This is a genomic window from Runella sp. SP2, from assembly GCF_003711225.1.
In the GTDB taxonomy this organism is placed as follows: Bacteria; Bacteroidota; Bacteroidia; order Cytophagales; family Spirosomataceae; genus Runella.
In genome coordinates, this window is the sequence record NZ_CP031030.1 from 507,708 (window position 1) to 522,868 (window position 15,161).

12 protein-coding genes are annotated in these 15,161 nt (G+C 42.4%); 10 read left to right on the forward strand and 2 right to left on the reverse strand.

Features of this window, described 5'->3' with window-relative positions; translation table 11 throughout:
- Window positions 1-6: 6 nt before the first annotated feature.
- Complete coding sequence (locus tag DTQ70_RS01995; protein WP_122929255.1) at window positions 7-744, reverse strand: phytanoyl-CoA dioxygenase family protein; 738 nt, start codon at window positions 742-744, stop codon at window positions 7-9.
- A gap of 343 nt (window positions 745-1,087) precedes the next feature.
- Complete coding sequence (locus tag DTQ70_RS02000; RefSeq protein WP_122929256.1) at window positions 1,088-3,643, reverse strand: M14 family zinc carboxypeptidase; 2,556 nt, start codon at window positions 3,641-3,643, stop codon at window positions 1,088-1,090.
- 135 nt (window positions 3,644-3,778) lie between these two features.
- On the opposite strand from DTQ70_RS02000, the gene DTQ70_RS02005 reads away from it, so the two are divergent.
- The 10 genes from DTQ70_RS02005 (at window position 3,779) to DTQ70_RS31180 (ending at window position 15,099) form a co-directional block, all read left to right on the forward strand.
- The gene (locus DTQ70_RS02005; RefSeq protein WP_028526247.1) at window positions 3,779-4,138 is read left to right on the forward strand and encodes a BlaI/MecI/CopY family transcriptional regulator; all 360 of its coding nucleotides are present in this window, start codon (window positions 3,779-3,781) and stop codon (window positions 4,136-4,138) included.
- A gap of 1 nt (window position 4,139) precedes the next feature.
- The gene (locus DTQ70_RS02010) at window positions 4,140-6,245 is read left to right on the forward strand and encodes a M56 family metallopeptidase (RefSeq protein ID WP_122929257.1); all 2,106 of its coding nucleotides are present in this window, start codon (window positions 4,140-4,142) and stop codon (window positions 6,243-6,245) included.
- An 83-nt stretch (window positions 6,246-6,328) separates the two neighbouring features.
- Window positions 6,329-8,002, forward strand: coding sequence for an amidohydrolase (locus DTQ70_RS02015; protein WP_122929258.1), 1,674 nt, complete (start codon window positions 6,329-6,331; stop codon window positions 8,000-8,002).
- Window positions 8,003-8,603: 601 nt separating this feature from the next.
- Window positions 8,604-9,830: an MFS transporter gene (locus tag DTQ70_RS02020; RefSeq protein ID WP_122929259.1), complete on the forward strand. Its 1,227-nt coding sequence runs from the start codon at window positions 8,604-8,606 to the stop codon at window positions 9,828-9,830.
- Between the two features lie 6 nt (window positions 9,831-9,836).
- On the forward strand, window positions 9,837-10,589 hold the full coding sequence (locus DTQ70_RS02025) for a hypothetical protein (protein ID WP_122929260.1): 753 nt from the start codon (window positions 9,837-9,839) through the stop codon (window positions 10,587-10,589).
- A 3-nt stretch (window positions 10,590-10,592) separates the two neighbouring features.
- A complete protein-coding gene (locus DTQ70_RS02030) occupies window positions 10,593-12,041 on the forward strand; it encodes a hypothetical protein (RefSeq protein WP_122929261.1) in 1,449 nt (482 codons plus the stop codon).
- Between the two features lie 447 nt (window positions 12,042-12,488).
- Complete coding sequence (locus DTQ70_RS02035) at window positions 12,489-13,718, forward strand: hypothetical protein (RefSeq protein ID WP_122929262.1); 1,230 nt, start codon at window positions 12,489-12,491, stop codon at window positions 13,716-13,718.
- On the forward strand, window positions 13,715-14,029 hold the full coding sequence (locus tag DTQ70_RS02040; RefSeq protein WP_122929263.1) for a Rieske 2Fe-2S domain-containing protein: 315 nt from the start codon (window positions 13,715-13,717) through the stop codon (window positions 14,027-14,029). Before DTQ70_RS02035 ends, DTQ70_RS02040 begins: the two co-directional genes overlap by 4 nt.
- The gene (locus DTQ70_RS02045) at window positions 14,010-14,714 is read left to right on the forward strand and encodes a B3/4 domain-containing protein (protein WP_164489815.1); all 705 of its coding nucleotides are present in this window, start codon (window positions 14,010-14,012) and stop codon (window positions 14,712-14,714) included. Before DTQ70_RS02040 ends, DTQ70_RS02045 begins: the two co-directional genes overlap by 20 nt.
- Before the next feature lie 262 nt (window positions 14,715-14,976).
- Window positions 14,977-15,099: a hypothetical protein gene (locus tag DTQ70_RS31180; RefSeq protein ID WP_255417948.1), complete on the forward strand. Its 123-nt coding sequence runs from the start codon at window positions 14,977-14,979 to the stop codon at window positions 15,097-15,099.
- Window positions 15,100-15,161 lie beyond the last annotated feature (62 nt).

The following is a 15,161-nucleotide window of genomic DNA, read 5'->3' on the forward strand; positions in this document are numbered from 1 at the left end:
AGTTAGTTACACGTCTAAAATGTGGCTGCCTACTTCCCCAATACGTTCACTTGTTTCTTGGGTAATGTAGCGCTTTTGGTCAATTTGTTGGGGCTGGTCGCGGGTACAAAAATAACTGTGTATGCTGCGACGGTCGCGGTCGGTGAAGTTGGTCGTGCCTCCGTGCCAAACGTGCGAATTAAAGATAAATACCGAACCTGCAGGTGCAATAATGCGAATTTCGTCGGGATGTTTGTCGTTGGGGTCGGCCATGGCTTCGTCGGGTAATACGCTGCCTTTGTGGGTTTTGGGAACGATGCGGGTGGAGCCGTTTTGTTCAGTAAAATCGTCCAGCAACCAAATGCTGTTGCACACCTTAAAAGAGCCGTCGGCGATGGCATTGCGCCAATCGACGTGGAGTTTTTGATGGCCTTTTCCAGGCTTTGCCGCGCGATAATTGAGCGACGACAACTTAAATTCGTGCCCCAAAACGGCTTCAATTCCTGCTAATACCCGTGGATGCGTGTAAAAAATGTCAAAAACGGAGCCTTTGTTGACCAAATCGGCCAAGCGGTCGGCACCTTCTTCTTTGGGATGGCGAATGTATTTGGAATCGGCTAGCTCTGAGCCTGCATTTTCTCCTTCGTTGTCCATCAACTCCGCGAGTCGCTCGTTGACTTGTTTTACTTGCTCGGGGGTAAGTAACTGCCCTAATTTAAGGTAACCGTTGGTGTCCAAAAATTCAATTTCTTCCTTGGTAAGCATTGTTTACTGTCGTTAAAAGCAGCGTTTATAAAATAGTAGAAACCAAAACACGAACATTTCTACTGCACCGTGAAGCTGGTTGCTTCCAACCCGCCGCTTGCGTCGAAAGGTCAGGGTATGAGTACCCTGACACACAGTGAAGCGGGTTGCTCCCAACCCGCCGCTTGCGTCGAATGGTCAGGGTATGAGTACCCTGAGGCACCGTGAAGCGGGTTGCTCCCAACCCGCCGCTTGCGTCGAATGGTCAGGGTATGAGTACCCTGACACACCGTGAAGCGGGTTGCTCCCAACCTGCCGCTTGCGTCGAATGGTCAGGGTATGAGTACCCTGACACACGGTGAGCTTATTCCCCGCCCAATGGGTTTGGTGTAGTGATGTTGGCACCAAAAAACAACGCGTTGAAAAACATCTTTTCTGTACCGTACCAAATTCCACGGAAACTTGGATTGTCTGAAAAAAGTATGACGCGCCCGCTTCCTTCTGGAGCGACAACAACGGCGGCGGAGCTGCTGATTTTTTTCAACGATTGGGGATGCACGTAGCCCGTTAAATAGGGTTTGTCGGAATATTGAACCACCGTATTGTAAGGACTAGCAGAAGGCTCTAAAAAGGTATTGTTGTTGCGGTAAAGGGCAATTTTGCGGTTTTTGTAGCCAAATCCAATGGGATGCGTAATGTCTAAATCAGCCTCAAAAATGGTTCCTCCCGTATTTTTTGAACCTTCCGAAGCGGCTGCATCTTCGTAGTTGATACGCCCGCGTTTGGCAAGTGCTGTCGAATCGGCCTTGGTGTTTACCCGCAATTTTTCTTTGACAATGTCGCTGCGAATCGCCCATTCAGAAGCAGTTTTGAGCGTGACGAGTGTACCACCGTTGGCCACCCACTGCTTAATTTTGGGCGCAAGGGCGCGGTCGTACTGCCCCGAAACCAGCACAATGACGTTGTACTTGCTGAGGTTGAGCCGTGGAAGCATCCCGACATCCACTTTGGTAATAGGCATTCCCACGTGCGTGTCGAGCCAATACCACACTTCGCCTACTTCGTTGCCATTTACGCCCTGACCCACCGCAATGAGCGCTTCGGGTTTGGTTACTTTTTGGAAGGTATTACTTCCCAAATCGACTCCCATTTGGCTATAACCCGTCGGTACACCTACAAACGAAACGCCTGCTTCTTGACCAGCGGCTTTGATGGCTTCGTAAAGGGCATCGGGCGAAAGGGTTTGGGTCTCAACGGGCACCATCAACGCCCCGTGACTGTACGATTTGTCTCCAATCTTAAACGCTTTGGTCGCTACTTTGACCAAAATGCCTTGACTTACCAAACGATATAGCGCTTTGGTCGCCATAAAATCGGAGTAGTCGAGCAAGTAAGCGTAGGGTGATTTGGTAGGAATAGTTACCGTCGATTGCATAAATTCTTGGCCAATGCGCGCTCCCTTTGCAATCGGTGTACGAACCTCGCCTTGGGCTAATCCAAACGCTAACGGTAAGTTCCACGCAGACGCGTCATAAAAAAGGCTATCGGCAAATTTGGTAGGTTTCTCAAACACACTTTGCACGAGGCGGTACTGGGGCTGAGCCGTGGGAACGAAGAGCGCTTTCCCCTTTTCATACACCTTTCCGTCGATGGTGAGGTTATCGGTCAATTGGTAACATTCGATGTGGTGGTGCAACAGCGTTTGCGTAAAACGGCGTAGGCGCGTTGCGTCCACACTTTCGCCTACTACATAGCCTTTGATGGCGTTTTTGTTCCCTTCCGAAATGGCCGAAGCAAAAAACTCACGTTGGAATTTGAGCAAATTTGGGCGCTCGTCCACGGCAGCTTGGCAGGTAGCCAAGGCGCAGACGAGTTGGTTGCGTATCGTAAACGCAAACGTAACGGGGCCGTTGGGGCTATCTTGTACAAAGCCCCGCGAACTTGCCTGTTCAAACAACAACCCCAGTCCTCCTTCCATGTCGGGGTAGCTGGAGCCGTAGCCTGGGTACAAGTTATCAAACGACTCTTTGGTATAGTAAAACGACCCAATGGCGTTCAACGCTTTTTCGTAGTATTTGGCAAATTTCCCGTTGAGGGTTTTATAAACGTACTGTGGCACGAGTGGGTTTTCGGCGTTTTCTTTGGTAGGCTCAAAGAAAAAAGTGGAGTTAGTACCCATTTCGTGGTGGTCGGTGACGACGTTGGGGAGCCATTGGTGGTAAAACTTCAAGCGGTTCTGGCTTTCGACGTGGACGGCCAGGTACCAGTCGCGGTTGAGGTCAAACCAGTAGTGATTTGTGCGGCCGCCAGGCCATACTTCGAGGTGTTCGCGGTCGTTGTTGTCGGATACCAGAGGAGTGCCACGGTGTTGGTTGACCCAACTCACAAAACGGTCGCGACCGTCGGGGTTGAGCACGGGTTCAATCAAGACCACCGATTCGTCCAACATCTTTTTGGCGTCTTCGTCTTCACAGGCGGCGAAATAATAAGCCGCCAAAATCATGGCTTCTCCTCCCGACGTTTCATTGCCGTGAACGTTGGCCCCGAGCTGAACAAAAACGGGCATTTTGGCTACGTCAGGCATGGCCGCGTTGGGGTCGGTGAGTTTTAAGTGCTCGTTTTGCAGTTCGGGCAACTTGGCCATGTTGGCGGGCGACGAAAAAAATACGACCAAGTGCGGGCGTTTTTCGTAGGTTTCTCCAATGACTTTCACCTGCACGCGCTCCGACAGGCGGTCGAGTTCGTACATGTAAGCCACCAAGCGGTCGTAGCGGGTTTGGTAATCGCCAATCGCGTGCCCCAAAAACTGTTCGGGGGTGGGTATCGAAGGATTAAATTTTTTGTTGGGAAAAAAATAACCGTTTTGGGCATGAAGGCACAGGGTCACGCCCATAAAAAAGGCAAGAAAAAGTTGTCTCATACGAGTAAGTAAATGGTTTGAAGTGAAGTTAGAAGGGCAATAGACAAATATACGTATTTCAGGTTATTGAAAACTTTTTTAAATAAAACTGATAAAACAGTTGTATAACTGAAAAATCAGGTGTAAGTTTGAGGCATGGAAGAACTAACACGCACAGAAGAGCGCATCATGCAAATCATTTGGGATTTGGAACGATGCTTTGTCAAAGACATTATTGAGCGACTCGACGACGAGCCTAAGCCACCTTACAACACGATTTCTTCGGTCGTTCGTATTTTGGAGAAAAAAGGATTTGTTGGGTTCAAAGCCTACGGAAAGACGTACGAATACTTTCCTATTATCCCCAAAGAGTCGTACGGAAAACAAACCTTTCACAAGGTACTGGCCAATTATTTCGACAATTCGCCCGCCAGTTTATTGTCGTTTATGGTCAATGATAAAACCTTGGACGCGGCTGAAATAGAACGACTTCGCCAATTTATAAACAACCAGTAAGATGCTGCTCTTGCTCTATTTGCTCAAAGTGTCGGCCTGTTTGGGGCTATTTTATGGGTTGTACTATTTTCTATTTCGACGATTTACCTTTCATCGTCTCAATCGAATTTACCTGCTGCTGACTTTACTGTTGAGTTTTCTGATTCCGTGGGTAGAAATAGAGCAAAAGCGAATCGTAGAGGTCGTTCCCGTGGCGGAAGAACCTGTCACTTCACCACAAAGTGAGGTTTTTGAGCAAAGCGTCCAATCGTTGGATGGAGAATCTAGTCAACTGATTAACAGTAAATTAAGAGGAGTGGAGCCTATCCCTGAAAAGAAATATTGGTTCGCAACGCTGACGTGGGAACAAGGGAGTATAGTGGGGTACGTTATGGGTCTTTTGGTGTCTTTGGTTGTGTTGACCCGACGACTATGGAAAATTGCACTTTTGAGCAAAAAACGCCAAAACGACGCCAATAAAGACTGGGTAGAAGTATCGGAACCTTTTACTGCTGCCTCGTTTTTTGGGGTTGTCTTTATGAATTCACAGGCGCTCACCGAAGAAGAAACACAGCAAGTGTTGTTGCACGAACAAATGCACGCTCGGCTGTTTCATTCCGTAGATGTGCTGCTGATTGAGCTATGTAAAGTGATTTTATGGTTTAATCCCGCCATATATTTCTATAAAAAATCGCTTGCCGAAATCCATGAATATGAGGTAGATGCGCAGCTAGCGGCTCGCTTTGATGCCAAAACCTACGCTTATTTGATTTTGAAATTGGCGACCCAGTCGTCACATTCTCTGGTCCATTCTTTTGGAAAACATCCCGTCACAAACCGTATTCATTTTTTATTTCAAAAACCAACATCTGCCATGAAAAAACTATTGTATGCCTTTGGATTACCGCTGGGAGTAGCGGGAGTTTTGGCCTTTGCGCCGCGTAAAGAAGTGCTTGTATATAACGAACTACCAGCAACGACTACCCCCAAAGAAGTACCCGCGAAAACGTATCCTTTGAGAGTGCATGATAACAATTTAGCTACTGAACGGACTGAGTCTATGAAAAAACAAAGGCGTTTAAAGCCTTTTGAACCTCAAAAAACGGCTCAAGACGAACGCCTTCCTGACGAAAATTCATACACAGAATTCAATAAGATTGTGCAGGAGATGCGCTCAAAGGATATTTTCTTCAAACGAGTTGAGATTACATCAAAAACAGACGGGATAAAAGAGATGTTGATCTTTGCCCGTGGGGGCGAGGGTACTACCGCAACGGGTTTGGTTATTGGGATGGGCAAATCCCCGATTTATTATTTGGACGGTATGAAGGTGCAAGAGGAAGTTGTGAAGTCACTGAAGCCATCTCACATAAAAAAAGTGGATATCCTCGAACCTGAGTATAATAGATACCCTGCCTTTGTAAAGAAACACAAGCTAGACGTGAAAAATGAAAAAATTGTATGGATGGAAAGAAAGGCCTTTGATTTCAAAAAAGTGCCAGCTCCCAAGCTTGAGCAGAAACTGTCGCTTCGCTCAGGAGGCTCTGTGGATACCATACGTACTTTTCTACCAGCAAATGAATTGGGCACAAATCCGTTAGTTTTTATCAATGGAGAAGAATTTCCAGCAAGTGTCCTGACGCGTGTTGATCCAAGTAAATTTGGGATGACTTACATAGCAAAACCTAATGACTCTAAAGCCATTTTAAAATACGGAATTCGGGCAGTGGACGGCGTGGTGGATATAAAAACGATTGATGATTGCTTTTTCAAAACGGAACAAGAACGGATGTTGGCTGTAGAAAACATGAGAAAAATGCTGAATACGACGAATAAAAGATTGAGCAAGCGTTTTCTTAAAAACAATGAGGGCAATGAGGTGATGATGATTGTCGTGCGAGGTTTTGTGTATGATCAACCATTTTTTTCGGGTTTTGAAAAAAATGCTAAGCTGATTTACATGTTGGATGGAAAACCCGTACAAGAAGAAGAAATCAATCGCTACGAAGGTAAGTTTTACTCAGCGGTTTCGTGGAAAAAAAGTGACAGCAAATCCAAATTTGAAGAACAACACGCGGCACTTATTGACGGATACGACGGGGGAATTGCGCTGAAAACGACCCGCTAAAAATTACTTTTAAGGGCAAAATAGGCCAAAATGAGCGTTTTTTCCTACATTTGGGTAAGTTACACTTTTTCTTAACCCAAACTATGAAAAAAACGCTCTACACCACAGTGCTTTTGGTGGGATTAGGCATGGTTAGTTTTGCCCAATCCAAAAAAGCGCCCAAACTTACCCCCGAACAAGCCCGTCTCGAAAAACTCAAACAAGAGGCAGTGGCTGGCGTTGAGAAACGCGCAGAATTGGGGCAGCAAATCAACGACATGCTCTTCAGTTTTTCGGAACTTGGTTTCCAAGAATTTGAAAGTTCGCGTTATCTGACTGAATTGTTGGAAAAAAATGGTTTCACCATCGAACGCGGTATCGCCAACATGCCCACCGCGTGGCTCGCCAAATGGGGTAGTGGAAAACCCATCATCGCCATTGGCTCGGATGTGGACTGTATTCCTAAAGCGTCCCAAAAACCTGGAGTAGCCTACCAAGACCCCATCGTGACGGGTGCACCTGGCCACGGCGAAGGACACAACTCGGGACAAGCCCTCAATATCATTTCGGCGTTGGCGGTCAAAGACATCATGGAGCGCGAAAAAATCCCAGGTACGTTGGTGTTGTGGCCAGGCGTAGCCGAAGAATTGGTAGGAGCGAAGGCATTTTATGTGCGTGATGGTTATTTCAAAGACGTAGATGCTTGTATTTTTACGCACGTAGCCAATAATTTAGGCGTCTCTTACGGTGATGCAGGAAACAACGGACTTGTCTCGGTTCGCTTCAACTTTGAAGGGGCTGCCGCCCATGCCGCAGGTGCGCCTTGGCGTGGCCGAAGTGCCTTGGATGCGGTCGAATTGATGAACGTTGGCTGGAATTTCCGTCGTGAGCACTTGGAAGTAACACAACGCTCGCATTATGTCATCCCCGATGGTGGCGATCAGCCAAATGTTGTCCCCTCTAAAGCGGCGGTTTGGTATTATTTTCGCGAGCGCTCTTATCCTAAAATCAAAAAACTGTTTGACATCGGCGTGAAAATCGCGGAAGGGGCGGCTTTGATGACCGATACCAAATTTACCTACGAAATTTTGGGGTCGGCTTGGCCTGGGCACTTCAACAAGCCTATTGCGGAAGCGATGTACCAAAACATCAAAAAAGTAGGGCTGCCTACGTGGTCAGAAGAAGACCAAATGCTGGCAAAAGCTTCTCAAAAAGAATTGCAAGCACCGAAAATTTCGGGCTTGGCTACAAAATTGGATACGTTAGGTTTACCTGCTGATTCGCCTACGCGGATGATGGGCGGACAGGCCATGTCGATTGGAGGTGGCTCCGACGACATTGCGGATATTTCTTGGTCATTGCCAACGATTGTGCTGCGTTATCCTTCCAATATTCCAGGCTTGCCAGGCCACCATTGGTCGAATGCCATTTCGATGGCGACGCCTATCGCGCACAAAGGCGTGGTATATGGCGCAAAAGCGGAGGCGATGACGCTGATAGACATGCTGTTGAAGCCAGAAATTATCAAAGAAGCTTGGGAGTATTACCGTAACGAGCAAACCAAAGAGCAGAAGTACGAACCGCTTATTTCGCCCAAAGAAGTTCCTGCGGTGTACCTGAATCGCAACATCATGGAGAAGTTCAAGCCTGAGTTGTCGAAGTATTATTATGACCCCACAAAATACAAAACGTATTTGGAGCAATTGGGTATCAAATACCCGACACTACGCGATGATCAGAAGGAAGATTTGAAAAAAATGAAAGAAAGTGAAAAATAATTGAAAGCGATTCCAACCTTTTCCTCAGTAGGTGCGTCTTTAGGGTGGTAGCTACCTATTAACGCTGACATTCCCGTTTGAATATAAAGACATCTATTGGGGTAAACAATAGAAATTAGTGAAAAAGAGCGTGACCCATGGCCACGCTCTTTTTATGGGGGTCTTGCCCTAAAGGTTGAAAATTTTTCTTATTTTACACTATTTCTTAATGTATCTTCCCTAAGTTTTTTGAAATAAACAAGAGAGAACTATTGGAGACACTCGTTGGTATTTTTATGTTTCTATTTACCACAGCGTACTGGTGTGTCAATAGTGCAGTGGTATGCTCTTTATGCTCTTTCATGGTTTTACTTTGTGAACTGTATCACTTTTGTTACTTCTTTTTCAGTCCTTAGGCTGGTAAACTAATAGCTGTATTCGGTGATTGGGCCAATGTATTCGTACATATGGGGGGGGCATGGTAAAGATACCAAATTGTAACTACTTCTTTCCAAAAACTAAGAACAAAAAGTAACAAGTTTATTTTCTTTCTACCGAACAATGCCTGACAATGTAGTGTATTTACTGTGTATATTTCGCCCAAAATCTTAAAAAATATTGTATGAAAAAATTATTTTCCAAACCAGAATGGTTACTCGTGATAGTAACCTCACTGGGCTATTTTTGCGACGTATATGACATCTTGCTGTTTTCGGCAGTTAGAAAAGCATCGCTAATTGCTATCGGTGTTCCCGAAACGGAACTTGCAAATGTTGGACTTTCGCTTTTAAACTGGCAACTTGCGGGTATGCTTGTAGGAGGTCTATTTTGGGGTGTTTTTGCTGATAAACGAGGGCGTATGGTGGTTTTATTTGGCTCAATTATAGCTTATTCGGTGGCTACTTTTGCCAATGCCTTTGTTTCATCGGTAGGAATGTATGCTGTGATGAGGTTTGTGGCAGGCGTAGGTTTGGCTGGTGAGTTAGGAGTGGGCGTTACTCTCATCAGTGAGGTTTTAGAAAAACATAAACGCTCTTATGGTGTAGCAATATTGGCCTCTTTCGGAATGTTAGGAGGAGTTGTAGCTGCTTTGGTAGCCTCAAAAATGACTTGGCAAACTTCTTACATGGTGGGTGGTGTCATGGGGCTTGCTTTGCTATTGTTTAGAGTATCAGTAGCCGATAGTGAAATGTTCAAAAAAGTGTATGCGTCTTCGATAGGAAAAGGAAACATTCTGCAACTTTTGGGTAATAAAAGCCTTTTGGTCAAATATATCCTGTGTGTTTTGGTAGGGGCACCCACTTATGTATTTGCAGGAACTTTTATTACCTTAGCACCAGAATTTGGCACAAAATTAGGGCTTTCTGAGCCACCTTCGGCGGCTACGGCTCTGCTCTATTTTTATGTTTGCTTGACCATTTTTGATGGTATTAGTGGCTTGTTGAGTAAGAAACTTCAAAGCAGAAAAAAGACACTTTATATCTTTTTGGCGCTTCAAATCTTTGCTGTTATTGCTTACTTATTCATTCCATTTGAAACTGCCAATGGTTTTTATATTAGATGCGGACTTATTGGGGCTGCTATGGGCTATTGGACAATCGTTTGTGTTAATGCTGCCGAACAGTTTGGTATTAACCTTAGAGCAACAGTAGCCACAAGCGTTCCAAACTTTGCGAGAGGCTTACAGATTCCTTTTTCGTTTTTATACAAAAGTTTAGCAGTTTCACTCGGTATCATAAAGGCAGGGGCTTTTGTTAGTATTGCTTCTGTGTTAGTGGCACTTGTTGCCGTTTTTTTGTTGAAAGAAAGATTTGAGAACGATTTAGACTTTGTAGAAAACGAAAATTAAGAAAACATGGACAGTAATATTCACAGTCAAATCGAGCATTTGATAAATAACGAATACAATAAGCACCCATTTACGGCAGGAATAGACAAAGCGAATGTAGAGGGTGTTTTAGCCGAATACTTGGGTTTATGCCTTTGTGCCCCTTATATTATTGGTGGGTCAAGCAACGAATTATTTTTGAATTGCGTTTTCTCTGGGCGACCGATAGACCGAAAAATTGAAATTACTACTGCGGTTGCTGCATTTCTTTCATTTGATGAAACTGGGAATTACAACAAAGTGATTGCTGGCGGTCACGAAGCTCTACTTTCTTTGTTGGATACTTCTGATTTTCATTCAAATATGTTGAGACGTGATTTGAAACTTCTTTTTGGCAAAGACATTTCACCGACACATAATTCGTATCTCAAATACTATTTCGTGCAATTATCAAAGGGATTATCCAACATAGACGATGTCCAACGCTGTGCTGCATTGGTAGCCTTAGAGGTTCATTCCGAAATCATGATTTTGTCACTTTGGGATAGTGTTATGCAAGTTTTCCCCGAAATAGAACGCAATAAATTAGAATACTTTTATTTGCACGTTGGCGGTGACAATCCTGCTGAAAAGTACCATGTGGCCATGACCGAACAAATGATAAACGAAGTGGTTGGCCAAGATAATTTAGTGACCTTCTTTACTCATTTTAAATTTTATTATGAAATGAATACAAAGCTATGTAGAGATATTTTAGACAATAACGCTTTTAAAACATAAGCTATGTTAGTATCAACAGCTACTCGTATAAGTCTACAAGAAGTTCAAAAACGGTATATTCAAAAATATGCTATTGGAGATTTTTTAGCACATGAAGAAAGCTATATTTCCGAAGGTTTTGCTCTTCTATTTGATGATTTACAACAATATTTCGGTAATGACTTGTTGATGTTTGATGCCTATTATTTGGCTGAAAATGGCAATATCAATAGTGTTCACCCACTGTTAAAAAAGGTAAATCAACGCTATAACAATTTATCCAACAAATTCTGCTTAGACTATTCCCAAATTTTTGAAGAAGTAAAAGCAAAAGCCAATCAATATCCGAATAGCCTTTTGAGTATTTCGGAAAAGCTAATCATTGAAAATAGGAAAACTGGTTTTTGTTTCTTTAAAACCATTGATTCAAACTCTGTCTATATTCAACCAATAGACTGTCTATTTGTTAATCTCAATAATTTTCAATCTATTACAGCACGCAGAGGTGGACAAATTGACGTTAATCAACTTTATGTCCAAGTCAATGAACTTACAGGATTGGTTGATTTTGACAATGCAGTATCGGCTCTCAATGTCGAAACTGACGAAAGGGATGGCTTCGCCCGTACTTTCGATTTGTACGACAGCCTTCTTCAAAACCATGGTAGGGCCTTTGTATATTTTATTCGTCCCAGAGTGGCTCATGGTGAATACAATGGTACATTGACCCTTTTTCTATCAAGACAACTCATCGAAGATGAGTTCAACATCATTTCATCGTTTATCAACGATATTTTGTGTGAAACCACCATTGCCCGAGCTATCCACAAAACAAAAACAGAAATGGCGGAGGAGCATGATATTTTATATTGGGGGACTGATAAACCGAAAAGCGATAACCAATGCAAAAAAAAACGAAGAGATCAACTTGTCAACATGTTGAAAGATAAGGAAAATGATATATCATTTACTGATCAAATTTATAATGAAGTGCAACAAGCCGTTGAAGCCTTTTTAACTTTTTTTAAGAATCCCAATGAAATGTGTCTTGCAACATCTGTCCAATTCCATGAATGGATAGAATGCAATAGCGTTTGTATGGAATTGTCTGCCGTTCGAGGTGTTGAAAATCGATTTCGAGATACACTCATCATTCGTAGGACAATATTGTGTCTTTGTCAATTACGAAATAATAACAAAATCATTTATCACGAAGACATGAGGTTTGTCAAAAACGTAATGCCTCGGTATGTTTTGGATGTCTTCAAAAACAAGGTATTTTCAAAAGATTACACAATAAAACATAAATCTGATGCAGATACGCCAAATTATAGAAAGAACTTAGCCTCTTTGGGTTTACACTCTGTCAATTCAACTTCTTTATTAGATATAAGTGTAAATCCGCCTTATGTGTCTCTGAAGGAAAAAAACTGGCTTTGGGAACAAAAAATAACAAAGTTGAACAGCCTGTAACAAGGTCGAACAGCTTGTAACAAAATAGGTACTAAAAGGAACAAGTATTTATCTGCATCGAAAGCAAGCAATTGAGAGTGAAATCAGGGCATAAAATATTGAATATCAATATTTTATGCCCTGATTTATTATAAAAAAATAAAAATTTTACGAGAATATGACGGTTGTCATTGTTGTTAAATGTTTGGTTTTAGGGTAAATTTGTACTGCCTTAAAAAGCAAAGAACCCCACAAGTGTTCGCCGAATCTTTGAATACGAGTTTCTCAGGCCAGTATCAAAGTTTTGCCAAGTGAACTACGGTGCGAGGCTCTTTTGTGTCCCGTGAGCATTGCTTTTTGGAACATCGCAAAGATAACGAGCGTACGGCGTTATTCTTACAATTGCTTCTAAAAAAATCTCACGGGGCTAAGGCATAGTTTATTTTTTTCACTTAAAAAAAATAATTCATGTCGTACCCATTACAAAATGATGACGGTGGCTATTATGCTATCTCTCAATCGCAAAACAACTTTGACGAGTATATAGTAAGGCTCAAATGCCTACTGCCTGTCAATGCCCACGTACCATGTTTTATTAAAAAGGGTCATGGTGTTAATCTGCCTGTGTTGCAATTCAGGATTCAAGATTTTCTATATCTATCCAGCGAGGTTATCCAAGAACTCGAAAATACAACCACTTGGGCATCTGACACGAATAAGCAACTCAGAAAAGTAGCACATTCTCTGTTCCAAATTCGGGCAGAACTAAATTGTATCGATTTAGCTAAACTTAATGTGGTTAAAAATCAAAATGAAAGGTATCAACATTACAACGAGTATTTTGGTGTAACCGAAACTAATGAAATGGACACGCTTGAATTAGCCCAAGTTGATGCCATGATTACTTACTGTATGTTACTCGAATTTCAGAATATAAACATTGATGAATTCGAGGTGAGCAACTTTCTGAGAGGAGTAATTTTACGTTGGGAAGTTATTGCATCAGTAATTACAGGTATTGGAGCCAATGCAACAGATTCAAATTCAAACGAGTTGCCGCATTACATCGACACCTCATTGAACGACCCAATCGTTAATGACTGCCGTATTACGACCTGTTTCTTCCGTTGGATGATTTCGCATTACGATTTCGCACTCAATGCCATGTATGCTACCATGTTTAGCAAGCAAGCAAAACAGGAATTAGAAGACCAAAACTACCATGAAGCTGCCATGACAATATCAAAGATTGGTGTTGCAGTTAGAGCAACCACCGTATCTATGGTGTTGGGATCTATGATGCCTAAGGCAGTTTATCAGAACTATATTCGTCCTTCGATGGGTGTAGGGTTTACTGGAAAAGATAACTTGTGGTGGTCGGCATTTATGAATGCAAAGAGAGAGTTGCTTGCTTGTGCGTCTATAAACAAGTCGGGCATTGTTAAAAAGTCGCTTGTCAATTTACAAGAGATTTTATTGCAAGACATTGAGCTTCATACGTGGGTGGCTGCAAAATTGGTAGGGAATAAAACATCTTTAACCATTGACGAGATAAATGAATTTTGTGATGAACAAGACAAAAGTGAAAGATTTGCCACTGCTGACCTTCGGACGTTATTTTTTCTGAGAGTCAAGGAGTTCGATTTTTTAAGTTATTATCCCATTGTTAATCAATTATTTAAAGCCGATTCAAAATGAAAACGATATTTATTGCTTCTGCCGAATTGGTAAAGGAGGCGAAGGTATATTTCAAAGGAGAAGTGGTTGTAAGGTGGGTTAAAGACAAGTTCATTGCCCACCAACGATTCTGCCCCCATCAAAATGCAGATTTAAACGCTGCCTTAGTTAGTGATGATTTAAGGCTACAATGTCCCATGCACCCAATTAAGTTTTGCATGGAAAGCGGTAAAAGTAATGTGCAGAAATGGGCAATTAAAGTTTACGAGACCCTTGTAGAAAACAATCAACTATTCATCAAAATTAATGATAATGAGACAATTGTCGTATAAAATAGAGCCTTCGATTTTGTTGCAACACCCCGATTTCAGTAGGGGTGTTGTAACCTGTCGAAATGTTGATAATACAGGCTTATCAACCATAAACTTTTCGGAACTTAACACGAAACTGACTGCCAATATCGAAAATTTGGCAGAATCAAAACCTGTGAAATCGTGGCGAGCAGTATTTAGACAAATGGGTATTGACCCTACGAAAGACAGAGTTTCATTTGAGGCTCTTACTCGCCGAATACTTAATAATGGCACACTCAAAACCATCAACCCAATCGTTGATTTGGGTAACTATTTCAGTATTTTGTTTCAAATGCCTATTGGTGTGCATCCAATCAAGAATGAGGTTACAAATGTTATTCTGAAAAAAGCGACAGGTCAAGAGTTGTATATGGGATTTGGTAGTGATTATTACGAGAAAGTACAACCCAATGAAATTATTTTGGTAGATAACGATACTGTTTTGACAAGGCGATTCTGTTGGCGGCAATCAAAACAATCTGTTATAGAAATATCCGACCAAAGTATGTTTGTCAATTTTGATTTTATAGAAAAACCAGAGGATGAACAAGTGCAATTGTGTATGAATGAGTTTATGAATGCCATTAAAGTTTTTTCGCCAAATGCCATTTTCGATTCATTTGTCTTAAAGTCTGATAATCAAAAACATGAACTGTGTTTTTAGTTATCTCGTTACTATTTGCCATCAACCAAGGAATAGATATATGCTCTGGAATTACCAACTCCATTAATGAAATGGTAAAACGTATTCAAACAATTATCCCTAATCTAACTATGCCAATCAAAAACAACTCCCCGCCCCCTCAACAAAAAAGCCCTGCTCGACCGTCTGGACAACATACGAACAAGGGCTTTGCCTCCGCAGTACCGCAATGGCTATCAAAGGTAGTCATTGCAATTTGTCAAATCAAAAAAACAAACATACAATGACTTACAAATTTTTTAAAATCATGGTTGTAGCTTCCTTATTGGTCGCTCCTATGGCTTGTCAAAAAGAAAACGAGGCCGTAACGCCTCAAACACCGCCAGTAGTTCACTCTGCCGAATGAACTGGGGCAACAACTTACGCCAAAAATATTAAAAATGCGTACAAATACGACGCTAAAGATGT

Excerpts from the sequence above, each read along its gene's own strand:
- DTQ70_RS01995 (WP_122929255.1), bottom strand. The coding sequence starts at position 744 with ATGCTTACCAAGGAAGAAATTGAATTTTTGGACACCAACGGTTACCTT.
- DTQ70_RS02000 (WP_122929256.1), bottom strand. The coding sequence starts at position 3,643 with ATGAGACAACTTTTTCTTGCCTTTTTTATGGGCGTGACCCTGTGCCTT.
- DTQ70_RS02005 (WP_028526247.1), top strand. The coding sequence starts at position 3,779 with ATGGAAGAACTAACACGCACAGAAGAGCGCATCATGCAAATCATTTGG.
- DTQ70_RS02010 (WP_122929257.1), top strand. The coding sequence starts at position 4,140 with ATGCTGCTCTTGCTCTATTTGCTCAAAGTGTCGGCCTGTTTGGGGCTA.
- DTQ70_RS02015 (WP_122929258.1), top strand. The coding sequence starts at position 6,329 with ATGAAAAAAACGCTCTACACCACAGTGCTTTTGGTGGGATTAGGCATG.
- DTQ70_RS02020 (WP_122929259.1), top strand. The coding sequence starts at position 8,604 with ATGAAAAAATTATTTTCCAAACCAGAATGGTTACTCGTGATAGTAACC.
- DTQ70_RS02025 (WP_122929260.1), top strand. The coding sequence starts at position 9,837 with ATGGACAGTAATATTCACAGTCAAATCGAGCATTTGATAAATAACGAA.
- DTQ70_RS02030 (WP_122929261.1), top strand. The coding sequence starts at position 10,593 with ATGTTAGTATCAACAGCTACTCGTATAAGTCTACAAGAAGTTCAAAAA.
- DTQ70_RS02035 (WP_122929262.1), top strand. The coding sequence starts at position 12,489 with ATGTCGTACCCATTACAAAATGATGACGGTGGCTATTATGCTATCTCT.
- DTQ70_RS02040 (WP_122929263.1), top strand. The coding sequence starts at position 13,715 with ATGAAAACGATATTTATTGCTTCTGCCGAATTGGTAAAGGAGGCGAAG.
- DTQ70_RS02045 (WP_164489815.1), top strand. The coding sequence starts at position 14,010 with ATGAGACAATTGTCGTATAAAATAGAGCCTTCGATTTTGTTGCAACAC.
- DTQ70_RS31180 (WP_255417948.1), top strand. The coding sequence starts at position 14,977 with ATGACTTACAAATTTTTTAAAATCATGGTTGTAGCTTCCTTATTGGTC.